The following is a 22,349-nucleotide window of genomic DNA, read 5'->3' on the forward strand; positions in this document are numbered from 1 at the left end:
GTCTGGCACCAGCGTGTTGGCGGTCTATCGTTGATCGCCTTGCTGGATGTTGAGCGCGAGCTATGAGCGGACCACGGGGACACCGATGACGATGCGCGACACCGATCGGGCGCTGGTGCAGGCCGCCAGCGCGGTGGCGAAGCTGCGCTGCCGCAGCGCCATGCACACGCTCGCCACGGCGGCCCGTACCCCTGACGGTCGGGTCATCTCCGCCGTGAACGTGGTGCACGCGACCGGCGGCGCGTGCCCTGAGACGGTCGCCCTCGGCACCGCCGCCACCCAGGGCGTGACGGAGCTGGAGACCGTCGTGACGGTCGGCGACCGGGGCCGGTCCCTGGTCGCTCCCTGCGACGCCTGCCGCCAACTCCTCACCGACCGTTTCCCCGCCGTACGCGTCATCGTCGGCCCCCCCGACGCCCCCACCCCCCTCCCGCTAACCGACCTCCCCCGCCACCCGACCCAAGACCCGGACAACTTCCCGGATGTTGCTGGGTCCGACGGCGCCTGAGGCAGCAACTTCCCCGAAGTTGCTCGGATCTTGGACGGGGGTCACCCCGAGCGGCGGGTGAGGGTCTGGCGGAGTTCGGTGAGGAAGCCGTCGAAATCCTCGCGCATCCGCTTGGCAGTGACGTGCAGGACGATCCAGTCCTCGCCGAGGATGCGGTTGAGGCGTCGCCGGTCACGGTGGAACTGCTCAGGATCGTCGTGCCACAGTCCGTCGTACTCGACGGCCACCCGCAACTGCGGCCACGCCAGGTCGACCCGCGCGATGAACCTGCCCCCGCGGGTCACCACGAACTGGGTCACCGGCCTGGGCAGCCCGGCCAACACGATGCGTACCCGCAGCCGTGACTCGGGGATGGACTCGGCCCCGGCGTCGGCGAGCTCGACCACCCGCAGCAGTCGTCGCCAGCCGCGCAGACCGATCCGGCAGCGGGCGTACGCGGCGACCTGGTCGAGGCGCACCGTGCCTCGGGCGGCGAGCTGGTCCACGGTCGCCACCGCCTCCTCGACTGGGCACCACTGCGCAAGGTCCCAGCAGGTGCGCTCAGGGCTGGTCACCGGGACGTCGTCGCGCAGGATGATCTCGTCGCTGCCCAGCTCGGCGGTGTGCACGACCAGACCCGAGACCGGGCCGAACCGTCGTCCGGTCGGGACGAGCACGTCGATCGGCTCGTCGGCGGCCACCCCGCGAACGCCGAACAGCGCCGCGGCGCTGCGGCCCGCCACCGCGGCACCGGTGGGCAGCAGCAGTCGTGCCGCCGCCTGACAACGGGTGCGGTGCGACACCGTGAGATGGGAGTCCGCGTAGACATCCCGGAAGAGCTGACGCCAGGCTTTGCTGCGCAGCTCGGTGCGGGTGAGCAGCCCTCGGGCGACCATCTCGGAGCCTCGGAAGATGCGCCCCCGCAACTGGGCGGGCCGCCTCGGTGACACCGGCATCGCTCCACCTTGGCCGAGCGGTGACCGGCGTCGCTGCCCCTGTGGATAACTCCGGAACCTGTCGGGGACGGCCGGCCCTAACCGCCGACGAGGCGGCGTTGGTGTCGGGTCCGGATGCACGACCGGTGTCCGGACCCGACACCGCTGACGTTCCTAGGCGGCGGACCAGATGGCGCGGAAGGCGGCGGCTTCGCCGGCGAGCCACCGTTCGATCTCGTCGGGCTTGGCGCCCTCGGGCATTCGATGGGTGACGCCTCGGCGCACGTCGACCAGGACCGGCTCGGCGTGCGGGAGGACGGCGTCCATGTGCCGGGCGGTCAGGTGCAGCGCGGCCAGCAGCGCCTCATCACTGGGCGGAGCCTCGTCGAAGTGCAGGCGCACCGCCTCGGCGTGGCCGTCCGCGTACCGGATGCCGAAGTGGGGGTTGATCTTGATCGGGAGGTCGCCGAGCATGGCGAGTGCGTCGCGGGTCTGGGCCAGGTCGACGCCGCGCGGCTCGCCGAGCGAGTGCAGCCACGCCGTCGCGCCGGGCACCAGCGCCTGGTAGAGCGGACGCCACCGGGGCTTGACCACGTCGACCACCTGCGCCAGGTGGGTGCCGCCGGTGTGGAAGGCGATGTCGGCCTTGAGCGCCTTGACGAACTGGCCGTGCGGGTTGAACCCGGAGCGGCTCGCGCGCTGTCGACGCAGGCCGCCGACGAAGCTGGCCTTGGTCGGGCCGGTGCGGTCGACGTACCGGGTGAAACCGAGGAGGGTGGCGTACGGCGAAAGAGGGGCGGAGATGGGCGCGGTCACGAGCATCCTCCCAGGTCAGGAACTCGATTAGTACATATATTCTAATCGACAGGTCTAACATCGCCCAGGGAACGAAAGGGGCCGCCCGGGCATCCCGGACGGCCCCTTTACGGAAAATCTCAAAGCTGGCCGACGTCGGTGATCGCCACGACGGCCGCGCCCGCCTCGTCGGAGGCGGCGAGGTCGATCTCCGCGCTGATGCCCCAGTCGTGGTCGCCCTCCGGGTCGTCCAGAATCTGCCGCACCGTCCAGCGTTCCCGGCCCTGATCGATCATCAGCAGCGCCGGGCCACGGGCGTCCGGACCGGTGCCGATCTCGTCGTACGCCTCGAAGTAGGGCTCCAACGCGTCGGCCCAGGCGTCGGCGTGCCAGCCGGAGTCCGCCTCCAACTCGCCCAACGCGTCCCACTGCCGTAGCGCGGCCAACTCGACCCGACGGAACAGGGCGTTGCGCACCAGCACCCGGAACGCGCGCGGGTTGCGGGTCACCGCCGCCGGTCGGTCGTCCAGAGCCGCGGCGACCTCCGGCAGGTCCGTCGGGTTGCGCAGTCGCTCCCACTCGTCGATGAGGCTGGAGTCGACCTGGCGGACCAGCTCGCCGAGCCACTCGATCAGGTCGACCAGTTCCTCGGTCTTGGCCTCCTCCGGCACCGTCTGCCGCAGCGTCTTGTACGCGTCGGCGAGGTAGCGCAGCACCAGGCCCTCGGAGCGGGACAGCCCGTAGAACTGCACGTACTCGGTGAAGGTCATCGCCCGCTCGTACATGTCCCGCACCACGGACTTGGGGGAGAGCTGGTGGTCGGCGACCCAGGGATGCCCCTGCCGGTACATCTCGTAGGCGTTCTCCAGCAGCTCGGCGAGCGGCTTGGGCCAGGTCACCTCGTCGAGCAGTTCGAGTCGGGCCTCGTACTCGATGCCCTCGGACTTCATCGCGGCGACCGCCTCGCCACGGGCCTTGAACTGCTGCGCGGAGAGCACCTGACGCGGGTCGTCGAGGATCGACTCGATCACCGACAGCACATCCAGGGCGTACGACGGCGACTCCTGGTCCAGCAGCTCGATGGTGGCCAGCGCGAGCGGCGACAGCGGCTGGTTGAGCGCGAAGTCGAGTTGGAGGTCGACGGTGAGCCGGACCCGCCGCCCGGTCTCGTCCGGCTCGGGCAGTTCCTCGACCACCCCGCCGGCCCGCAACGCGCGGTAGATGGCGATGGCCCGGCGGATGTGTCGACGCTGCGCGGCCCGGTCCTCGTGGTTGTCGGTGAGCAGGTGCCGCATGGCCGCGAACGCGTCGCCGGGGCGGCCGATGACGTTGAGCAGCATCGAGTGGCTGACCTGGAAGCTCGACGTCAGCGGCTCCGGTTCGGCCTCCACCAGGCGGTCGAAGGTGGGCTTGCCCCACCCGATCGAGCCCTCCGGCGGCTTCTTGCGTACCACCTTGCGGCGCTTCTTCGGGTCGTCGCCGGCCTTGGCGAGGGCCTTCTCGTTCTCGATGACGTGCTCCGGTGCCTGCACCACGACCCGGCCGAGAGTGTCGAACCCGGCCCGCCCGGCCCGCCCGGCGATCTGGTGGAACTCGCGGGCCTTGAGCAGCCGGGTGCGTACCCCGTCGTACTTGGACAGGCCGGTGAACAGCACCGTGCGGATCGGCACGTTGATGCCGACGCCGAGGGTGTCCGTACCGCAGATGACCTTGAGAAGCCCGGCTTGGGCGAGGGTCTCCACCAGCCGGCGGTACTTGGGCAGCATCCCGGCGTGGTGCACCCCGATGCCGTGCCGGACCAGCCGGGACAAAGTCTTGCCGAAGCCGGAGGTGAACCGGAATCCGCCGATCGCCTGCGCGATCATGTCCTTCTCGGCCCGGGTGCAGACGTTGACGCTCATCAGCGCCTGGGCGCGTTCCAGGGCGGCGGCCTGGGTGAAGTGCACGACGTACACCGGGGCCTGCTTGGTCTCCAGCAGCTCTTCGAGCGTCTCGTGCAGCGGCGTCATCGCGTACGAGAAGAGCAGCGGGACCGGCCGCTCGGCCGAGCGCACGACGGCGGTCGCCCGACCGGTGCGCCGGGTCAGGTCGTCGACGAATCGGGTGGTGTCCCCCAGGGTGGCCGACATCAGCACGAACTGCGCCTGCGGCAACTCGATCAGCGGCACCTGCCAGGCCCAGCCCCGGTCCGGTTCGGCGTAGAAGTGGAACTCGTCCATGATCACCTGGCCGACGTCGGCCTTGGCGCCCTCGCGGAGCGCCAGGTTCGCCAGGATCTCGGCGGTGCAGCAGATGATCGGGGCGTCGGCGTTCACGCTGGCGTCGCCGGTGAGCATCCCGACGTTCTCGGCGCCGAAGATCTCACACAGCGCGAAGAACTTCTCCGACACCAGCGCCTTGATCGGCGCGGTGTAGAAGGTCGTCCGGTCGTCGGCCAGGGCGGCGAAGTGGGCGGCGATGGCGACCAGGCTCTTGCCCGAGCCGGTCGGCGTATTCATGATCACGTTGGCCCCGGAGACGATCTCGATGACCGCCTCCTCCTGGTGGGGGTAGAGGTCCAGGCCGCGCTCGGACGCCCAACTGGCGAACGCGTCGTAGAGGGTGTCGGGATCGGCGGTCTTCGGCAGCGCGGCGGTGAGTGTCATGGCCGCTCCATGGTGCCTGGATCACGCCCCCGTACGCCAACCGGCCTTTGGCGGGTGCCTGGGCGGGCGGTGGTGTTAGCAGGGGGCCCTTCCTATACACCAGGCGTTAACAAGGTGCCCTTCCTTACCGGCGGCGGTGGTAGATCAGGTCGGCGATCGGGCGGCCGGCGCGCAGTGCCCGTCGCTCGAACCGGGTCACCGGCCGGTACGCGGGCCGGGGTGCGTAGCCGTCGAAGGCGTTGACCAGGCCGGGGTCGGCGTCCAGCGTCGCCCGCATCGACTCGGCGTACTCGGCCCAGTCGGTGGCGCAGTGCAGCGTGCCGCCGACGGCCAACCGGGAACGCAACCGGGCGACGTGACCGGGCTGGATCAACCGCCGCTTGTGGTGGCGGGACTTCGGCCACGGATCCGGGAAGAAGACGTGCACCGCGTCCAGCGACGCGGGTGGCAGCAGGTCGAGCAACTCCATCGCGTCGCCCTCGACGATCCGGACATTGCCCAGGTCACGGCGGTGGATCAGGTCCAGCAGGTTGGCGATTCCGGGGGTGTGCACCTCGACCGCCAGATAATCTCGATCCGGGTCGGCGGCGGCCATCTCGGCGGTCGCGTCGCCCATGCCCGATCCGATCTCGACCACCAGTTTGGCGCGACGGCCGAACAGGGCGACGGGGTCGAACGGGTCGGCGTCGGCGACGCGCAGACCGTACCGGGGCCAGAGCTGCTCCAACGCCGCCACCTGGCGGCCGCTCATCCGGCCGCGCCGTGGGTGGTAGGTGCGAATCGCCCGCGCCACGGGCGGCGCGGCGACAGCGGGAGTCGGGTCGGTGGAGGTCACCACCAACCGAGCCTACGTGAGCACCGCGCCGAACCGGATGTGATGTACGCCCGGTGGTGAGACCATCATCGGTGGAAGGCAGCACCGGGTGCCCGTAGGGCCCGGCGACCGCCCCGGCGCACCGGGAGGGGGCATCGTGCCAGCAGTGACCCGCACTCGTCCGGGGCCGTCCGCCGCTGGTCTGCGTACCCTCGCCACCATCGCTCCGCTGCTCTCGATCGCCCTGGTCGCTCCGCTGCCGACGGCGGCGTCGGCCGGGGCGGTGACCGTCGCGCCGGGCTCGGCGCCCGCGCCGACGCCCGCCTCGACCACTGCCGAGTCACGCACCGCCGGGTGGCCCGCCGTCGCGCCGCTCGCCGCCGGACAGCCCGGCGATGGGCAGCCCGGTGTGCCCGTGGGCGCACCGCAGCCCGGCCCGACCGTGTTCGTGGAGGTCTCGCCGAGCATGGTGGAACCGGGACACCTGGTCGGTCTGCGGGCGAGCTGCCACGACAACTCGGTGGGGGCCATCGTCGTCTCGGACGCGTTCGGCCGGGTCGCCGTCCAGCCGCAGCGCGGCCTGCTGACCGGAACGGCCATGGTGAAGGACCGGGTGCTCCCCGGCAACTACCGGGTCAAGCTGGAGTGCCGGGGCGGCGAGACCGCCTCCACCATGATCCAGGTGGTACGCCACGCGAAGCCCAGCCGAGGGCCGGCGACCGGCTTCGGTGGGTCCGCCAGCACGGTCACCGCCGGTCTGCTGCTCCCCGGCGGGCTGGCGCTGACCGTCACCGGCATGGTCCTCTGGGTCACCGCTACCCGCCGTCGCGGCACCCGGCGGTGAGCCGCCATGGCCGCCGCCCGCGCACCCCGCCCCACCGGCTCGGCCGGTTCTGGTCGTCCGGCCCGGCCCGTCGGCGCCGGTCGTGCGGCCCGTCCCACCGGTAGCCCGCCCCGCCCGACCCACCGTCCCGATCTGTTCGTTCCCCCGCCCGACCCGGCGCGCCCGCCCGACCCCGCGCGTTCGCACGGCCCCGCACGGCCGTTCGATCCCGCGCGTTCGTACGGCCGCGAGCACGTGCCCGATCCCACGCGCTCGCGCGATCCCGCGCGGCCGTCCGATCGCGCGCGGCCGCGCGGCCGGGCGGCCGTGCCGGACGTCGCCGCCCGGCGCTCCAGCCTGTCGCCGCTGCCCACCGACCGGCGTCGTGCTCCCCGCGCCACCGGAAGGCCCGAGCGGGCGCGGCGGTCCGGGCGCAGCCCGTGGTCGCTGCCGCTCGCGGCGGTGCTCGTGCTGGCCGGCGTCTTCGCCACCGGTGCCGGGCTCGGGCATCGGGTCGGAAGCCCCCTGGACTGGGCCGCCACCGGCGGTGAACGAACGTCCAGCCCACCGGCGGTGGCGCCCGCCGCGCGGCCGGTGAGCCTGACCATCCCGACCATCGACGTCTCGGCGCCGGTGAAACCGGTCGGTGACGCGCCGGACGGTTCGATCGACGTGCCACCGTTGAGCCGACACGAGGAGACCGGGTGGTACGACCGTGGGCCGGTGCCGGGCGAGCCCGGTCCGGCGGTCATCGTCGGGCACGTGGACACCAAGAGCGGCCCATCGGTCTTCTACCACCTGGGCAGGCTGAAGGCGGGAGACACCGTCGAGGTGGTTCGGGAGGACGACTCGGTCGCCGTCTTCACGGTGAACTCGGTGGAACGCTTCCCGAAGGATCGACTACCGGCCGACCGGGTGTACGGCCACGAGGGCCCACCCGGCCTGCGGCTGATCACCTGCGGAGGCCAGTGGGTGGGCGGCGGCACCGGTTACGCCGACAACGTCATCGCCTTCGCCACCCTCACCACCACCCGCCCCGCCTGACGCCGACGCGGCACCTGGCCGTCGCCCGGTGCACGGGCACCGGTCAGGGAACCTGTTGCACGACCTCGAATTCGAGCAGGGTGGCGCCGGAGGCGACCGGGGGCCGTTGTTCGGCGCCGGGCGGGGCGGCATGGGCGGCGCGCGCCGGACCGGAGGCCCAGTCCTGGTACGCCTGCTCGCTCTCCCACCTGGTGTAGACGAAGTAGCGGCTCTCCCCGGCCACCGGGCGCAGCAGCTCGAAGCCGAGGAAACCGGGGGAGTTCTCCACCGCGCGGGCCCGGGCGGCGAACCGCTTCTCCAACTCCTCGCCGGCACCGGGCGGGACGTCGATCGCGTTGATCTTCACGACTGCCATGGCCTCAACCCTAGTCCGGCGGCCACCGCCGGGAATCGTGGCCGCAGTACCCGAGGTAGCGGGTGTGGCAGGGCCATCACTGGCGAGGCGGCGGCCCCGCCACCCCTCCGTCACCCGCCGGATTGCGACCCTGCCCCGGCGGACCGGGCTGGTTACGGGAGCGGGCCGGACTGCATCGTCATCGAGACCGCGCTGTCCGCGACCACCTTCGTCCCACCTGCGGGCGACTGGCTCGCTACCCATGCCGCCGGACTGGTCGACCCGGTGAAGACCGGCACCAGACCGGCGGCTCGTACGGCCTGATCGGCCTGGTGGCGCAGCATCTCGCGGACGTGGGGGACGGTCTTGTCCAGCGGCAGCTCCACCGAGAGGGCGAGGCTGCACGACGAGTTGGCGTTGAAGGTGGACAGCCCGGTGAGGTGGCCACCGGCGTAGAAGCCCTGCTCGGGAGGGAGGTTCAGCGGCGGCGGGACCAGGTTGTTGGGGATGCGGCTGGGCAGGTCGGGCCAGAGCTCCGGCGGCAGGTAGTTGGCGAAGAACATGATCAACAGGTCGTCGGTGGCGATGCCGACGTGTGGACAGGGCCCGCTGCTCGTCCGGCAGGGCAGGTCCTGGTTGTACGGGAAGTAGTCGTAGTGGTCGGCCCCGCCGTAGACGGCCCGGTGCCGGGGCTTGGCGATGGCGTTCCAGGTCGGGGCGTCGAGGGTGGCCTGCGGATCGTCGGTTCCCCAGGTCAACAGGCGGGGCACCGTGCCCTGATGGATGGGCTTGGTGCCGTAGCCGGGCTGCCAGTCGTTCCACACCCCGCTGAGCGAGGCGACGGCAGCGACCTGGATGCGGGTGGCGAGGATACCGGCGTGCAGCGCACCGTAGGAATGGCCGGCCAGCCCGGTCTTCGCGGCGGGCAGCAGCACCTCCTTACCGGGCCAGCCCTGCCGCATCCAGGTCACGGTGCTGGCCAGCACCTGCTGGGTGCCGGGGCTCTGCGCCGGGTGCACGTGAATGTTCGGCAGTTCGGGCACGGCGACGATGTAACCGGAACGGGCCAGCGCCGCCGGGGTGCGAACCCAGCGCTGGTAGTGGTTGTCGTCCTGCTCGCAGTAGCCGTGGGCGAACACGATCAACGGGTACCTGCCGCAGCCGCTGAGCAACTGCGCCGTGTTCGGAGTGGAATCGATGCTCGGATGGAACACCCGGACCCGGGTGGGTGCGCCGTCGGTCGGCCCGTACTCGCGCCAGCCCCAGAAGACGGGGGCCAGGGCACTGGGCTGCCAGCCGAGGGCGCAGCCGGACGGTGGGGTGAGGGCGGTGGGTCGGATCTCGTCGGTCACGGGCTTACTCCTCGCCGTGCGGACGGTCTGCCAGCGCGTCTGCCGCGCTGCTCAACCCAGCGTATTGGCGCAGGTCAGGCCATGTCCCCTGAGTTTCAGCGAGCTGCCGCTGATCCGACAGACCACAGCGGCCAGGTGCGTCCGACGGACCGCAGCGGCCAGGTGTGTCCGACCGACCACCGGGGGCAGGCGCGTGCGACGGACCGCCGGGGCCAGGTGCGCCCACGGCGGGCGGCGACACCACCCGCAGCTACACCGCGCTCAGAGTGACTCGACGGTCGGGACCAGGTCGGCGTCGACGACGATGGGGGCGTGGTCGGAAGGGCCCTTGCCCTTGCGGGCCTCCCGGTCCACATAGGCCGATCGGACGGCGCGGGCCAGCCGGGCCGAGGCGTACACCAGGTCGATCCGCATGCCCTTGTTCTGGTGGAACATCCCCGCCCGGTAGTCCCAGTAGGTGAACGGATGCTGACCCTTCATCGGGGTGGGCACCACGTCGACCAGGCCGAGATCACGCAGCGCCGCCAGGGCGGCCCGTTCGGGTGGCGTGACGTGGGTGGAGTCGACGAACAGCGCCGGATCCCACACGTCGTCGTCGGTGGGGGCCACGTTGAAGTCACCGCAGACGGCCAGCGGCACCGAACTCGCCAGCTCGGTGTCCAGCGCGTCGCGCAGCGCCGCCAACCAGGCCAACTTGTACCCGTAGTGCGGGTCGTCGGGCGTGCGGCCGTTCGGCACGTACACCGACCAGACCCGCAGCCCGCCGCAGGTGGCCGAGATCGCCCGGGCCTCCGGCTCGGGGAATCCGGGCTCGCCGGGAAACCCGACGGTGACGTCGGCCAGGCCGACCCGGGACAGGATGGCCACCCCGTTCCACCGCCCGTCGCTGTGACTGGCCACCGTGTAACCCAGCGCGCCCACCTCGGCCACCGGGAAGGCACCGTCCGGGCACTTGGTCTCCTGCAGGCAGACCACATCCGGCGCGGTGCCGGCCAGCCAGTCGAGCAGCCGGGGCAGTCGGGCCTTCACCGAGTTCACGTTCCACGTCGCCAGGCGCATGATGCCAGCCTGCCCCATTCCGGTCGGCTCCGCGTGACTCGCCCCGCTCAGCCTCCCGGGGTGTCGTTGTTCGGGCGGGTCTGCTCGGCGAGGAAACGCTCCAACTCGGCGCCGAGTTCCTCCGCGGTGGGCAGCGGACCGCTCTCCGCGGCGAGCAGGTTCTTCTCACCCCGACCCCGGGCGTACGCGTCGTACTGCTCCTCAAGGGCCTGGACCAGGGTGGTGGCCTCGTCGCTCTGGGCGACCTGCCGGTCGATCTCGACCCGTACCACCTCGGCGGCCGACCGCAGCCCGTCCCTCGGCAGCAGCAGCCCGGTGCTCCGGGACACCGAGGCCAGCAGCACCTCGGCGGCGGCCGGATACTCGGCCTGCGCCACGTAGTGCGGCACGTGCGCGGCGAAGCCCAGCGCGTCCCGCCCCGCCTCGCCCAGCCGGAACTCCAGCAGGTGACCCACGCTGCCGGGCACCTGCACCCGTTGCAGCCACGGTTCGTAGCCGGAGATCAGGTCACGCCGGGTGGCGTGCGCGGTCACGCCGGTCGGTCGGGTGTGCGGCACCGCCATCGGGATCGCGTTGAGCCCGACGGTGAGCCGGACGTCCAGCCGGGCGGCGAGCCCGGCGACGGCCGCCGTGAACCGCTCCCACTGGAGGTCGGGTTCCGGGCCGGTGAGCAGCAGGAACGGGGTCTCGTCGTCGTCGTGGAGCAGGTGCAGCTCCAACACCGGGTCGTCGTAGCTCTCCCAGTGGTCCTCGACGAAGGTCATCACCGGGCGGCGGGAACGGTAGTCGAAGAGCTGGTCCAGGTCGAACCGGGCGATCGGGCGGGACTCCAGCGATGTGAGCAACTGTTCGCGGGCGAGCCGGCTCGCGTTCCCGGCGTCGACGAAGCCGGTGAGCGCCTGGATCAGGACCGGCTGACCGAGGTCGGGCAGATCGTCGGTGAGTTCGTAGAGCTCGTGTGGATCGAGCACCGGTGCGGCCTCCCTGCGAGTGCGTAACGGGACGCCGAACAGACGCCGGCTCCCGATCGCCAAAACGTACCTGCCATCCTCGTCCATTCCTGTGGCGCGGGTCCGCCCGGCCCGACCGTCGGTGGCTGATCGGCCGACGGTACGGCGTTGCCCGCGCGGGGTACATATGGATGCGCGCCACCGAAGGGAGAGGTGATGAGCGATCCCGTGCCCGCCGAGGGCCAGTCCGTCATCCCGCCCACGCCACCGTCGGGCGACCAGGATGACGAGTCGCCCCCGGCCACGCTGTGGGACCGGATGCGCCAGGATCCGCAGTACGCCCCGGAGCACCTCGCCCTGGAGGCGGTGCGCCGGCTCGGTCCGGAGGCCGCGCAGTGGGCGCAACGGATCCGGGCCGCCCAGCCGGGGATCAGCACCGAGGCCCTGGCGGAGCAGGCGGTGCGGCGGTTCGTCAACCAGGCCCGGCTTTCCGGTGCCGTATCCGGCGCGGCCGGACTTCCCGGCGCGGTGATCGACGTCGGCGTACTGGCCTGGACCCAGGCCCGGATGGTCCTGCACGTCGCCGCCGCGTACGGCACCGATCCGACCCACACCGACCGTGCCACCGACCTGTTGGTGCTCCAGAAGGTGCACAAGGCCGCCGCGAGCGCCCGCCTGGCGCTGGGCGTGGCGGCCGGCCGGGAGCGGGCGGGTGCGCTGTTCGGCGGTGGTGCGCAGGCACCGCTCGGCCGGGTGATGCTGCACCTCGGGATCCGGCTCGCCCAGATGGCCGGGGTACGCGCGGCGAAGCGAGTCTTCGCCAAGCTGGTCCCCGGAGCGGCGATCATCCTGGGCACCTGGGCGAACTCCTCGGCCACCAAGAAACTGGCCGAGCGTTCCCGGGCGCTGTACCGCCAGCACGGCACCCCCCGCATCCCGTCACCACGTCCCGGCGATGAGTCGGGCGATCAGTCGGCGTAGCCGGAGGGGCGTCACGTGACCTCGGCGAGGCGGGACTGGCCGCTGGTGTTGGGGTGGAAGTAGTCGAGCGGGTTGACCATACTCAGGTCGAACCGGACCCGGTGCGCGGCGCCGCCGTCGTAGCGGCAGCGGGATCCGTAGGCCCGGCACGCCGCCTTCAGTTGACCGTTGTACGCCGAGATCTGTTTCCGGAAGGCCGCGCGGCGGCTGCGGTCCGCCGGTGCGGTCGACGTCGCGTCGGCCAGCAGCGCCGGACACACCCCGTGCCGCCAGGCGCGTACCGCCCGGGGTTCGTCGTGGCCGACCTCCCAGAGCCGGTACAGGTTCGGGATGCTCACGACCAGCACCCGGGCCTTCGGGCGTCCCTCGCGCAGCACCCGCAACCCTCGGTCGATGTCGGCCCGGAACTGGTCGACCGGCGTCATCGCATCGATCGTGGCGCGGCAGGCGTCGTTGGCGCCGACCAGCACCGTCACGTAGTCGGCGCGGTCGCGTACCGCCGCCTCGGCCTGCCCGGCCAGCGCGTCGGCACGGGCCCCCGGCCGGGCGTGGTTGTACGCCTTGCCGCGCAGCCCCGGGTTGCGGTCGAGCAGCCGTCGGTAGTGACTGTCGACCCGCAGCCCGTCCCCGGTCGACCAGGAGTTGCGCTGACACGAGGTGAGCAGCAGACAGGACCCGAAGCCCGTGGTGATCGAGTCGCCGAGGGCGGCGACGACGCGGGGGGAGCCGGGCTGGGCCGTGCCCGACGGTCGGGGCGCCGCCTCACCACCGGCCTCGCAGGCCAGTGCGACGAGTGCGAGCAGGCAGACGGCGGCGGTGGTCCAGCGTCCAGGCATGACGTCCCCAGCCTCACAGCTCACAGCGATGGCACGGTGACTCTACGCGTAGAGGTCGGGTCGAGCGGGCGCTGCTGTCGGGGATGCGGCAGTGGTCTGTCGTACCGCGATCCGGCGTGCTACATGCGGCGCCGAGCCTCCGGGGGCCGCGACGACCGGTTCTCCGGTGAACGCCGTGCGGGTCGTGACGGTTAGCGCTGGCGACGTGGGGTAGGAGGAGGTGATGACGAGATCACAGCCTCGGCGTGCCCGTGGCACGGTCGGTCACGCGTACAGCGCGCTGAACCTGCGCCTGGCGCTGGCCAGTTTCGGGCTCGTCACCATGATTGTCTTCGCGGTACTGGCGTTTCGGGCCGACGTGGTCTGGTTGGGTGTCGTCTGCGCCGTCTTCGCGCTGGTCGCCGTCGTCGACCTGATCGTCATCCAGCGTCGTCGCGCCGCCCGCCGTCGGGAGGAGCCCGGCGTGCGGCACTCACTCTTCGAGTGACGGGAGTAGCCCTGATGACCATCGCCACCACCAACCCGGTCAACGGCCAGGTGCTCAAGACGTACGAGGCGATGTCCGACGAGCAGATCGACGGCGCGATCGAACGGGCCGACCTGGCGTACCGGCAGCTGCGCGGCACCACGATCGAGCAACGTGGGCGGTGGTTGACCGCCGCCGCCGAGCTGCTGGAGGCGGAACGGGACGAGATCGCCCGGCTGATGACCACCGAGATGGGCAAGACCCTCGCCGCCGCCAAGGCCGAGGTCACCAAGTGCGCCACGGCCTGCCGCTTCTACGCCGACCGGGCCGCCGAGTTCCTCGCCGACGTGCCGGCCGACGCCGAGGCGGTCTCGGCGACCCGGGCGTTCGTCCGCTACCAGCCGATCGGGCCGGTGCTGGCGGTGATGCCGTGGAACTTCCCCCTCTGGCAGGTCATGCGCTTCGCCGCGCCGGCCCTGATGGCCGGCAACACCGGCCTGCTCAAGCACGCCTCCAACGTGCCGCAGACCGCGGTGCTGCTGGAGGACCTGTTCCGGCGGGCCGGTTTCCCCGAGGGCGCGTTCACCACCCTGCTGGTCGGCTCCGAGGCGGTGGACCGGATCCTGAGCGATCCCCGGGTACGCGCGGCCACGCTGACCGGCAGTGAGGTCGCCGGCCGGTCGATCGCGCAGATCGCCGGCCGGGAGCTGAAGAAGACGGTGCTGGAACTGGGCGGCAGCGACCCGTTCGTGGTGATGCCCTCCGCCGACGTGGAACTGGCCGCCCAGGTGGCCACCACCGCCCGCTGCCAGAACAACGGACAGTCCTGCATCGCGGCGAAGCGCTTCATCGTGCACACCGACGTCTACGACGCCTTCGCCGAGGCGTTCGCCAAGCGGATGGCGGCGCTGCGGGTGGGCGACCCGATGGACGACGCCACCGATGTCGGCCCGCTGGCCTCCGAGCGGGGCCGGGACGAGGTCGACGCGCAGGTTCGTGACGCCGTCGACAAGGGCGCGACAGTGCTCTGCGGCGGCGAGAAGCCGACCGGGCCGGGCTGGTTCTACCCACCGACGGTGGTGACCGACCTGAACCCGGGCATGCGGATGTGGCACGAGGAGGTGTTCGGGCCGGTCGCCGGTCTGTACCGCGCCGCGTCGTACGAGGAGGCCGTCGAGCTGGCCAACGGCACCAGCTTCGGGCTCGGCTCGAACGCCTGGACCCGCGACCCGGGGGAGCAGCAGCGGTTCGCCACCGACCTGGAGGCCGGGGCCGTCTTCATCAACGGGATGACGACGTCTCACCCCGAGCTGCCCTTCGGCGGAGTGAAGAACTCCGGCTACGGCCGAGAGCTGTCCGCCCAGGGCATGCACGAGTTCTGCAACGTCAAGACGGTCTGGGTGGGGGAGGGCACCGCCTCCGCCGGTGCCGGCGCCCACTCCGAATAACCCGCCATGCGACGCAGGGGTGTAAGGAAGGGGCCCTTCCTATACACGAGGCGTTAGCAAGGGGCCCTTGCTTACATCCGTCCTGGGGTGGGTAGGGGAACTCGGCATGACGGCGATCGCTTTTCACGCTTCCCACGAGCAGATCCACCCGCGTGAGCTGCTGGCGGCGGTGGTCCACGCCGAGCACGTCGGCTTCGACGCCGCCATGTGCTCGGACCACTTCGCGCCCTGGAGCGAACGTCAGGGGCACTCCGGATTCGCCTGGTCCTGGCTCGGCTCGGCGTTACAGGCCACCGGCCTGTCGTTCGGGGTGGTCAACGCGCCCGGACAGCGCTACCACCCGGCGATCATCGCCCAGGCGATCGGCACCCTCGCCGCCATGTATCCCGGGCGGTTCTGGGCCGCGCTGGGCTCCGGCGAGGCCGCCAACGAGCACATCACCGGCGACGTGTGGCCGCGCAAGGAGGTACGCAACGCCCGGCTGCGCGAGTGCGTGGAAATCATCCGGGCGCTGCTGGCCGGTGAGGAGGTCAGCCACGACGGTCTGGTCCGGGTCGACCGGGCGAAACTGTGGAGCCGCCCGGAACAGCCGCCGGCGCTGGTCGGCGCCGCGGTCAGCGTGGCCACCGCGCGCTGGTGCGCCGAGTGGGCGGACGGCCTGATCACCGTCAACGCGCCGACCGACCACCTGCGCCGCATGGTCGACGCGTACCGGGAGGCCGGAGGCCGTGGACCGGTGCACCTCCAGGTGCACCTGAGCTGGGCACCGTCCCAGGACGAGGCCGAGGCGATCGCCTACGACCAGTGGCGCAGCAACGTCTTCGCCCCGCCGGTCTGCTGGGACCTGGACACTCCGGAGCACTTCGACGTGGTCTCCGAAGCGGTACCGATGACCCGGCTCGCGGAGGTGGTCAACATCTCCGCCGACCTGGGTCGGCACGTGGGCTGGCTGGAGGAGTACGTCGATCTCGGCTTCGACCAGATCGCACTGCACCACGTCGGGCAGGAGCAGCGGCCCTTCCTGGACGCCTTCGGCGACCAGGTGCTGCCGAAGCTGCGCGCCTGAGCCGACGAGTCCGGTCCGGTGAGCCGACGAGTCCGGTCCGGACCCCGCGCGGGGGGTCCGGACCGGACGTCGATCAGATGGGGGCCGGGTGGGGCGCCGGTCGCCGTCGGCACCCCACCCGGGGATCAGGAAACGGTGCAGGCTGCGCCGTTGACCGTGACCAGGTTCGGCGCGGGGTTCGCGCCGCTGCCGGTGGTGGCGTTGAATCCGAACATCACCGAGCTGCCCGGGTTGATCCGCGAGTTGTACGACTCACCCTTCGCGGTCACCGTGGCCCCGGACTGCGTCACGTCGGCCATCCACGCGTCGCGCACCTTGGCGTCGCCGGTGAAGGCGAACCGGGCGGTCCAGCCGTTGACCGGCGCGGTGCCGGTGTTGCGGATGTTCACCTGGGCGGTGAAGCCGGTGCCGCCCTCCCACGAGCCGTAGTTGGTGTAGGAGACCGTGCAGGTCGGTGCCGGCACCGCCGCGGAGTCGCCCTGGTCGGCCACGAACGAGGCGACCCAGGCCAGCGCCGAGTTCCAGTTGATCGCCACCTCGTTGGTGGAGTACGAGGCGATGTCGTCGACGAAGCAGAACATCGGCGCGCAGCCCTCGAGCAGCTGCTCCACGAACGGGTCCTGGAGCGCGGCGTTCGGTCCACCGGCGATCGACCCGGCGGGCGGCTTCGGCATGCTCGGGTCGAGCTGGTAGCCGAAGATCCGGCTGTGCTGGTTCTCCGCCGCGTGCTCGCCCCACCCGGTGACGTACGAGATGTTCAGCGCGTTGCGGCCGAGGATGTAGTCCATCGTCTGCACCGCACCGTCCCGGTACTTCTCGTCGCCGGTCAGGTCGAACGCGGTGGCCAGCACGACGGCGTTGTTGAGGATGGCGCCGTTGCCGCCCCAGAAGTAGCTACCCGGGTCGCCCGGCATGGGCAGCCCGTACGCCTGACGGCCGATCTCGGCGAGGTAGCCGTCGGCGGCGGTGGTGACCGACGCGCGGACCCGGGCCAGGTCGGCGGCGGGCAGCCCGTTCGGCACCGTCGCCAGGTCGAGGCGGCCCAGCGCGGCCACGCTCTGCCAGCCGAAACCACGCACGTCGAAGACGTCGCCGGTGTGGTGCGGCGAGGCGGTCAGGTCGGTCAGGTAGGTGGCCTCACCGGTGGTCAGGTACAGCTCGACGGCCGCCCAGTAGAACTCGTCGGTGACGTTGGTGTCGTCGTACGGGCCACCGCCGTTGCCGGACGACGGCGCGTACCGGGCCGGGTTGGCCTTGGCCGCCGCGTACGCGGTCTTCGCCGCGCTGCCGCAGCGCTGCGCGAACTCCTTGTCGTACGGGGCGAACAGCCGGGCGCACTGGGCGGTCACGGCGGCCAGGTTCAGGGTGGCGGCGGTGGACGGCGGGTGCAGCTCGCGCGGCTCCGGGTCGTCCTCGGGCCGCATCGGCAGGCCGGTCCAGTTCCGGTCGTGGATCTTGTGGTGGGCCATGCCCGCCAGCGGCTTACCGGCCGGCACCTGCATCCGCATCAGGAACTCCAGCTCCCAGCGGGCCTCGTCGAGGATGTCCGGCACCCCGTTGTCCCGCTCGGGCAGCCGCAGCGTGCCGTCGCCGAGGTTGGCGCCGAACTCGCCCGTGGGGGCGTTCTTGGTCCGCTCGAAGGCGCTGAGCAGCTGGTAGGTGGCGATGCCGCCGTTGACCACGTACTTGCCGTGGTCACCCGCGTCGTACCAGCCGCCGCGTACGTCGAGGCGGTAGTCGCAGGCTCCGGCGGCGCAGGGCACGTTGGTGTCACCCTGGTTCGGGGCGACGTCCAGGTGACCGGCGGGGCGGGCGTACTCCTCGCCGACCAGGTCACCGTCGATGGCGATGCCACTGCGCTGGATGTAGAAGAACTGCAACGCGTCCGAGCGCAGCTGGTCGTAGATGGTGCCGGAGATGTCGAAGGGGTGGCTGACCTCGCCGTCCACGGCCAGCGTCAGCCCCTGACCCGGGGTGCGGTACGAGGAGAAGTCGACCGTGTGCACGTGCTGCGCCGACGCCTCGTCGACGCCCCGGACGGTGGTGGTGCCGCTGGCCAGCACGGCACCGGAGGCGGAGTGCAGCTTCCAGGGCAGCGCCTCGGTCGCGTCGGTGACCACGGTGGCGTTCTTCGGCCCGCCGGGCAGGTAACCGACCTGGTTGACCCGGACTCGGGGACCGGTGTCCGGCACGTAGGGCTCGGGCGGGTTTCCGCCGCGCAACGAGATGTCGTCCAGGCAGACGGTCTGCGCCTCGGCGGCGCCGCCGACCTGGAAGATGAGTTGGGCGCGGTCGTCGTCGGTCGGCGCGACGAAGGTGCGTTCGATCCGCTGCTGGGTCGGCGTCGCGGCGGCGGTGACCGAGTAGTAGCCGGTGTAGGGCTCGCTGCCGAGTTGCAGCACGGCGGCGACCGAGCCGCCGGGCGTCGCGGTGACGTCGAAGCCGAGGGTGTACTCGGCGCCGGCGATCAGCGGAAGCGCGTCGTGGCCGATGCCGGCGTCCCAGGGGTTGGCCAGGCCGCCGGCCACGGTGGCACAGAGCTGGCCGTCTACCACGCCGAGGGAGTCGGTGCCGTAGGAAAACCAAGGCGACGAGCCGTCGCTGAAATCACCGTTGCGGATCTGTTCGGGGGCGTCGGCGGGTGGGTCGGCGAAAGCGGTGCCGGCACTACCGCCGACCAGCGCCACGGCGGTCGCCGCGGCGAGCACCGCGAGACGACGTCGGGATGGCGTCACGGGGGAGTCCTTCCGACGAGCGGGACGGAACTGGTGAAGTGGGGGTACGGACCTGGGAGCGCTCCCAGGTATCGGGCATGTTTCCAGGACGCGCAACACATGTCAATCGACCGCGCCCGATGAGCGTTAACGTTCACACTGAGTGAGATTCGCCGCGCCACGCCGGGTCGTACCGATCTCCTAGAGACAACTGAGCCCTACTCCTGGCAGGCTGCGTGCCATGACCCTGAAGCTGCGTTCCGCCGGGACGAGCGACCGTGGGCTGATCCGTAGCGGAAACCAGGACGCCTTGCATTCCGGCACCTGGCTGGTCGCCGTCGCCGATGGCATGGGCGGCATGGCCGCCGGGGACCTCGCCAGCGCCATCGCCATCTCGTCAGTGGCCCCGTTGGACGTGGAGACACCGGAGGACGCGCTGGTCGCCGCGCTCCAGAACGGCATCCAGCTCGCCACCGAGCGGATCCGCCAGGCGGTCGCCGAGGATCCCCAGCGGCAGGGCATGGGCACCACCTTGACCGCGCTGCTGTTCGCGCGTACCGGTAGCTGCCTGGCGCTGGCCCACGTGGGTGACTCCCGGGCCTACCTGTTCCGCGACGGCGTGCTCAAGCAGATCACCCGGGACGACACCTTCGTGCAGATGCTCGTCGACCAGGGGTTGATCACGCCGGACCAGGCCGGAAGCCATCCCCGCCGCGCCGTGGTGACCCAGGCGTTGCAGGGCGACGAGGTCTCCCCGACGTACGCCACGATGGTGCCCCGGGCCGGCGACCGCTGGCTGCTGTGCAGCGACGGGCTGTCCAACGTCGTACGCGCCGAGACCCTGGCCGAGGTGCTGGCGAGCCAGCCGGATCGGGAGGCCTGCGGGCGTACCCTCATCGACCTGGCGTTGCAGGCCGGTGGGCCGGACAATGTCACGGTCGTCATCGCCGACGTGGTCGAGGAGCCCTGACCGGCGGACACCGGGCTACCGTCGACGCCCGCTGTGCCGGGTCGGCGTGGCCGTGGTGGGGTCCTCCGGCCAGGGGTGGCGTGGGTAGCGTCCGCGCAGTTCGGCGCGGACCTGCCGGTAGCCGGAGTGCCAGAACGAGGCGAGGTCGGCGGTGACCGCCACCGGTCGACCGGCGGGGGAGAGCAGGTGCAGCAGCACCGGCACCCGACCCCCACCGACCCGGGGCGCCTGCGACCAGCCGAAGGTCTCCTGGAGCCGGACCGCGAGGACCGGGGCCGCCGGGTCGGCGTAGTCGACCCGGATCCGCGAACCGCTGGGCACCGCGATCCGCTCCGGTGCCAACTCGTCCAGCCGCCCGGCCACCGGCCAGGGCAGCAGCCGGCGTAGCGCGGCGGTCACGTCGACCCGGGCCAGGTCGCTGCGACGTCGGGCGTCGGACAGCTCCGGCCCCAGCCAGTGCGGGGCGCCCGCCAGCAGCGCCTCGTCGGAGACGTCGGGCCAGTCGTCGCCGAGCGCGTGTCGGCAGAACGCCAGGCGCTCGCGCAGATTCGTGGCCGACGGCGTCCAGCTCAGCAGGTCGAGGCCGGCGTCGCGCAGCCCGGTCAGCAGGGCGGCGACCACCGCCTCCCGGTCGGGGCGGGCCAGGGGCCGGTCGACCACCTCGATGGCCCCCAACCGGAGCACCTCCCTGGCCACCACGTCCCCGCCCGACCAGCCGATCTGGCGTTCACTGCGCAGCAGGGAGCCGGCCACCTCGCGGGCGGTGACCTCGTCGAGGACGGCGGCGAGCCGGATCCGGGCGGCCGGTGCGCCGGGGGCACGATCGGCCACCGCGACGGCCAGCCATTCGACGCCCGCCAGCTCCGAGCCGGGTGCCAGCTCCGCCGCGGTCCCGCCGCTCATCAGGTACGCCGAACCGCCCGGCCGCCGCACCCGGGCCAGCCGTTCCGGGTAGGCCAGTCCGACCAGCAGCCCGGCGGCGAGGTCGTCGGGCAACCACGCTGGGCGTCGGCCATCCCGTCGTTTGTGCACCGGCACCCCGTCCGCCGCGTCCTGCGGCTGGTCCGGGGCGGCGGGCGGCAGAGCGGCGCGCAGCCGGCGTACCTCCGCACGCCATCGTGCGGTGGCGGCCGGGTCGGTGCCGGCGCGCAACCGACGCCAGGCGGCAGCGAGATCGTCGCCGGAACCGGCCACCGTCGACTCGGCGAGCAGCGCCACCACCTGCGCGGCGCGGTCGGCACCCACCCGGTCGGCCCCGTCGATGAGGGCGCGGGCGAGCCGGGGATGCGCTCCGGCGGCGACGACCGCCCGACCCCGCTCGGTGATCCGCCCGTCCGCGTCGAGCGCGCCGAGGGCGGTCAGCGTCTCGGCGGCCACCGCCATCGCCGCCGCCGGAGGCGGGTCGGGCAGCGCGAGTCCGGTCCCGCCGGGAGCGCCCCAGGCGGCTACCTCGAGGGCGAACCCGGTCAGGTCTGCGGTTGCGATCTCCGGCTCCGGCTGCGCGGGCAACCGCTCGTGCAGCCCCGGCGACCAGCAGCGGTACACCTGGCCGGGGGCCTCCCGACCGGCCCGACCGGCTCGTTGGGTCGCCGCCGCGCGGGACACCGGCACGGTGACCAGCGCGCCCAGCCCTCGCGCCAGGTCCAGCCGGGCCACCCGGGACAGGCCCGCGTCCACCACCGTCCGCACCCCCGGCACGGTCAGACTGCTCTCCGCCACCGCCGTGGCCAGCACCACCCGCCGTCGCACTCCCGAGCGCAGCGCGGCATCCTGCTCGGCGCTGCTCTGGCGGCCGTGCAGGCGTAGCACGTCGACATCGTCGCGCAGGTCGGAGAGTCTGCCGGCGACCGCGGCGATCTCGCCCACCCCGGGCAGGAAGACCAGCAGGTCGCCTTCCTGCTCGCGCAGCGCTCGTCGGACGGTGGCCGCGACGTGGTCGAGCAGTGTCCGGTCCACCGGTCCCGCGCCGGGCGGTGGCACCGGTCGAGGCGGTGGGGCCCAGATGCGGGTCACCGGATGCAGCGCCGACTCCGCCCGCACCACCGGCGCCGATGTCGCGCCGCCGATCAGGGCGGCGAAGCGGTCTGCCTCCGGAGTGGCCGACATGGCCAGCACCCACAGCTCCGGCCGCAGCGCCGCGCGGGACTCCACGCTGAACGCGAGCGCCAGGTCGGCGTCGAGCTGCCGCTCGTGGATCTCGTCGAGCAGCACCGCGTCGACGCCGGGCAACTCCGGGTCATGCTGCAACCGGCGGACCAGCAGCCCGGTGGTGACCACCTCCACCCGGGTACGCGACCCGACCCGCCGCTCACCCCGAACCGCGTAGCCGATTCGGTCGCCGACCGGCTCGCCGAGCAGGGCGGCCATCCGCCGGGCAGCGGCCCGCGCGGCCACCCGGCGAGGCTGGGCGACGATCACCCGCCCGGCCACCGCGTCGGCCACCGCGAGCGGGGCGAGTGTGGTCTTGCCGGTGCCGGGCGGGGCGACCAGGACCGCGCTGCCGGCGGACTCCAGCGCCGCCACCAGCGTCGGCAGCACTGGCCGGACCGGCAGGTCGAGAGGCACGTCGGAGAGCACGGCCCAGTCTCGCACCGCCCCGCCCAGCCCACCTGCGCCGGCATCCACGGAGG

19 protein-coding genes are annotated in these 22,349 nt (G+C 72.3%); 8 read left to right on the forward strand and 11 right to left on the reverse strand.

The window, feature by feature from the left end:
* The first annotated feature begins 85 nt into the window (after positions 1-85).
* Complete coding sequence (locus ACLQ2S_RS16195) at positions 86-508, forward strand: cytidine deaminase (RefSeq protein ID WP_155217813.1); 423 nt, start codon at positions 86-88, stop codon at positions 506-508.
* Between the two features lie 41 nt (positions 509-549).
* Here the strand turns inward: ACLQ2S_RS16195 and ACLQ2S_RS16200 are convergent, their stop codons facing one another.
* From ACLQ2S_RS16200 to trmB, 4 genes are all read right to left on the reverse strand, one after another.
* The gene (locus ACLQ2S_RS16200; protein ID WP_155217815.1) at positions 550-1,443 is read right to left on the reverse strand and encodes an endonuclease domain-containing protein; all 894 of its coding nucleotides are present in this window, start codon (positions 1,441-1,443) and stop codon (positions 550-552) included.
* Positions 1,444-1,596: 153 nt separating this feature from the next.
* Positions 1,597-2,238, reverse strand: a complete 642-nt coding sequence (locus ACLQ2S_RS16205; RefSeq protein ID WP_309223195.1) for a hypothetical protein — start codon at positions 2,236-2,238, stop codon at positions 1,597-1,599.
* Between the two features lie 119 nt (positions 2,239-2,357).
* The gene (locus ACLQ2S_RS16210) at positions 2,358-4,862 is read right to left on the reverse strand and encodes a DEAD/DEAH box helicase (protein ID WP_425701971.1); all 2,505 of its coding nucleotides are present in this window, start codon (positions 4,860-4,862) and stop codon (positions 2,358-2,360) included.
* Between the two features lie 124 nt (positions 4,863-4,986).
* Positions 4,987-5,613: a tRNA (guanosine(46)-N7)-methyltransferase TrmB gene (gene trmB / locus ACLQ2S_RS16215; RefSeq protein ID WP_230462583.1), complete on the reverse strand. Its 627-nt coding sequence runs from the start codon at positions 5,611-5,613 to the stop codon at positions 4,987-4,989.
* 229 nt (positions 5,614-5,842) lie between these two features.
* Between trmB and ACLQ2S_RS16220 the strand changes: the two genes are divergently transcribed.
* Positions 5,843-6,520 (forward strand): hypothetical protein, encoded by a 678-nt coding sequence (locus ACLQ2S_RS16220; protein ID WP_375335331.1) that lies wholly within the window; start codon positions 5,843-5,845, stop codon positions 6,518-6,520.
* 306 nt (positions 6,521-6,826) lie between these two features.
* Positions 6,827-7,543, forward strand: a complete 717-nt coding sequence (locus ACLQ2S_RS16225) for a class F sortase (protein WP_375335332.1) — start codon at positions 6,827-6,829, stop codon at positions 7,541-7,543.
* 43 nt (positions 7,544-7,586) lie between these two features.
* On the opposite strand, the gene ACLQ2S_RS16230 is transcribed toward ACLQ2S_RS16225, so the two are convergent.
* The 4 genes from ACLQ2S_RS16230 to ACLQ2S_RS16245 form a co-directional block, all read right to left on the reverse strand.
* The gene (locus ACLQ2S_RS16230) at positions 7,587-7,898 is read right to left on the reverse strand and encodes an antibiotic biosynthesis monooxygenase family protein (RefSeq protein WP_155217824.1); all 312 of its coding nucleotides are present in this window, start codon (positions 7,896-7,898) and stop codon (positions 7,587-7,589) included.
* A gap of 152 nt (positions 7,899-8,050) precedes the next feature.
* Positions 8,051-9,229 carry a PASTA domain-containing protein gene (locus ACLQ2S_RS16235; RefSeq protein ID WP_425701972.1) on the reverse strand — a complete coding sequence of 393 codons (1,179 nt, stop codon included), beginning with the start codon at positions 9,227-9,229 and terminating at the stop codon, positions 8,051-8,053.
* Positions 9,230-9,490: 261 nt separating this feature from the next.
* A complete protein-coding gene (locus ACLQ2S_RS16240; protein WP_425701973.1) occupies positions 9,491-10,288 on the reverse strand; it encodes an exodeoxyribonuclease III in 798 nt (265 codons plus the stop codon).
* A 47-nt stretch (positions 10,289-10,335) separates the two neighbouring features.
* Positions 10,336-11,259, reverse strand: coding sequence for a proteasome assembly chaperone family protein (locus tag ACLQ2S_RS16245; RefSeq protein WP_309223196.1), 924 nt, complete (start codon positions 11,257-11,259; stop codon positions 10,336-10,338).
* Between the two features lie 195 nt (positions 11,260-11,454).
* Here ACLQ2S_RS16245 and ACLQ2S_RS16250 point away from each other — a divergent pair, with 195 nt between their 5' ends.
* The gene (locus ACLQ2S_RS16250) at positions 11,455-12,219 is read left to right on the forward strand and encodes an EcsC family protein (protein ID WP_155217830.1); all 765 of its coding nucleotides are present in this window, start codon (positions 11,455-11,457) and stop codon (positions 12,217-12,219) included.
* 11 nt (positions 12,220-12,230) lie between these two features.
* Here ACLQ2S_RS16250 and ACLQ2S_RS16255 read toward each other — a convergent pair whose 3' ends face one another.
* Positions 12,231-13,055, reverse strand: a complete 825-nt coding sequence (locus tag ACLQ2S_RS16255; RefSeq protein WP_425701974.1) for a GDSL-type esterase/lipase family protein — start codon at positions 13,053-13,055, stop codon at positions 12,231-12,233.
* A gap of 223 nt (positions 13,056-13,278) precedes the next feature.
* Here ACLQ2S_RS16255 and ACLQ2S_RS16260 point away from each other — a divergent pair, with 223 nt between their 5' ends.
* The 3 genes from ACLQ2S_RS16260 (at position 13,279) to ACLQ2S_RS16270 (ending at position 16,035) form a co-directional block, all read left to right on the forward strand.
* Positions 13,279-13,542: a DUF6343 family protein gene (locus ACLQ2S_RS16260; protein ID WP_155217834.1), complete on the forward strand. Its 264-nt coding sequence runs from the start codon at positions 13,279-13,281 to the stop codon at positions 13,540-13,542.
* 14 nt (positions 13,543-13,556) lie between these two features.
* Positions 13,557-14,969: an NADP-dependent succinic semialdehyde dehydrogenase gene (locus ACLQ2S_RS16265; RefSeq protein WP_155217836.1), complete on the forward strand. Its 1,413-nt coding sequence runs from the start codon at positions 13,557-13,559 to the stop codon at positions 14,967-14,969.
* A 106-nt stretch (positions 14,970-15,075) separates the two neighbouring features.
* Complete coding sequence (locus tag ACLQ2S_RS16270) at positions 15,076-16,035, forward strand: TIGR03885 family FMN-dependent LLM class oxidoreductase (RefSeq protein ID WP_425701975.1); 960 nt, start codon at positions 15,076-15,078, stop codon at positions 16,033-16,035.
* Positions 16,036-16,160: 125 nt separating this feature from the next.
* On the opposite strand, the gene ACLQ2S_RS16275 is transcribed toward ACLQ2S_RS16270, so the two are convergent.
* Positions 16,161-18,770 (reverse strand): glycoside hydrolase family 9 protein, encoded by a 2,610-nt coding sequence (locus ACLQ2S_RS16275; protein ID WP_425701976.1) that lies wholly within the window; start codon positions 18,768-18,770, stop codon positions 16,161-16,163.
* Positions 18,771-18,990: 220 nt separating this feature from the next.
* Here ACLQ2S_RS16275 and ACLQ2S_RS16280 point away from each other — a divergent pair, with 220 nt between their 5' ends.
* Entirely contained in the window at positions 18,991-19,719 is a 729-nt protein-coding gene (locus ACLQ2S_RS16280) for a PP2C family protein-serine/threonine phosphatase (RefSeq protein WP_155217840.1), read from the forward strand.
* Positions 19,720-19,734: 15 nt separating this feature from the next.
* Here the strand turns inward: ACLQ2S_RS16280 and hrpB are convergent, their stop codons facing one another.
* Positions 19,735-22,344, reverse strand: coding sequence for an ATP-dependent helicase HrpB (hrpB, locus tag ACLQ2S_RS16285; RefSeq protein WP_425701977.1), 2,610 nt, complete (start codon positions 22,342-22,344; stop codon positions 19,735-19,737).
* Between the last annotated feature and the right edge of the window lie 5 nt (positions 22,345-22,349).

Source organism: Micromonospora sp. DT48 (genome assembly GCF_049844495.1).
Classification (GTDB): Bacteria; Actinomycetota; Actinomycetes; order Mycobacteriales; family Micromonosporaceae; genus Micromonospora.

Excerpts from the sequence above, each read along its gene's own strand:
- ACLQ2S_RS16200 (WP_155217815.1), bottom strand. The coding sequence starts at position 1,443 with ATGCCGGTGTCACCGAGGCGGCCCGCCCAGTTGCGGGGGCGCATCTTC.
- ACLQ2S_RS16280 (WP_155217840.1), top strand. The coding sequence starts at position 18,991 with ATGACCCTGAAGCTGCGTTCCGCCGGGACGAGCGACCGTGGGCTGATC.
- ACLQ2S_RS16255 (WP_425701974.1), bottom strand. The coding sequence starts at position 13,055 with ATGCCTGGACGCTGGACCACCGCCGCCGTCTGCCTGCTCGCACTCGTC.
- ACLQ2S_RS16230 (WP_155217824.1), bottom strand. The coding sequence starts at position 7,898 with ATGGCAGTCGTGAAGATCAACGCGATCGACGTCCCGCCCGGTGCCGGC.
- trmB (WP_230462583.1), bottom strand. The coding sequence starts at position 5,613 with ATGAGCGGCCGCCAGGTGGCGGCGTTGGAGCAGCTCTGGCCCCGGTAC.
- ACLQ2S_RS16240 (WP_425701973.1), bottom strand. The coding sequence starts at position 10,288 with ATGCGCCTGGCGACGTGGAACGTGAACTCGGTGAAGGCCCGACTGCCC.
- ACLQ2S_RS16195 (WP_155217813.1), top strand. The coding sequence starts at position 86 with ATGACGATGCGCGACACCGATCGGGCGCTGGTGCAGGCCGCCAGCGCG.
- ACLQ2S_RS16270 (WP_425701975.1), top strand. The coding sequence starts at position 15,076 with ATGACGGCGATCGCTTTTCACGCTTCCCACGAGCAGATCCACCCGCGT.
- ACLQ2S_RS16250 (WP_155217830.1), top strand. The coding sequence starts at position 11,455 with ATGAGCGATCCCGTGCCCGCCGAGGGCCAGTCCGTCATCCCGCCCACG.
- ACLQ2S_RS16260 (WP_155217834.1), top strand. The coding sequence starts at position 13,279 with ATGACGAGATCACAGCCTCGGCGTGCCCGTGGCACGGTCGGTCACGCG.
- ACLQ2S_RS16265 (WP_155217836.1), top strand. The coding sequence starts at position 13,557 with ATGACCATCGCCACCACCAACCCGGTCAACGGCCAGGTGCTCAAGACG.
- ACLQ2S_RS16210 (WP_425701971.1), bottom strand. The coding sequence starts at position 4,862 with ATGACACTCACCGCCGCGCTGCCGAAGACCGCCGATCCCGACACCCTC.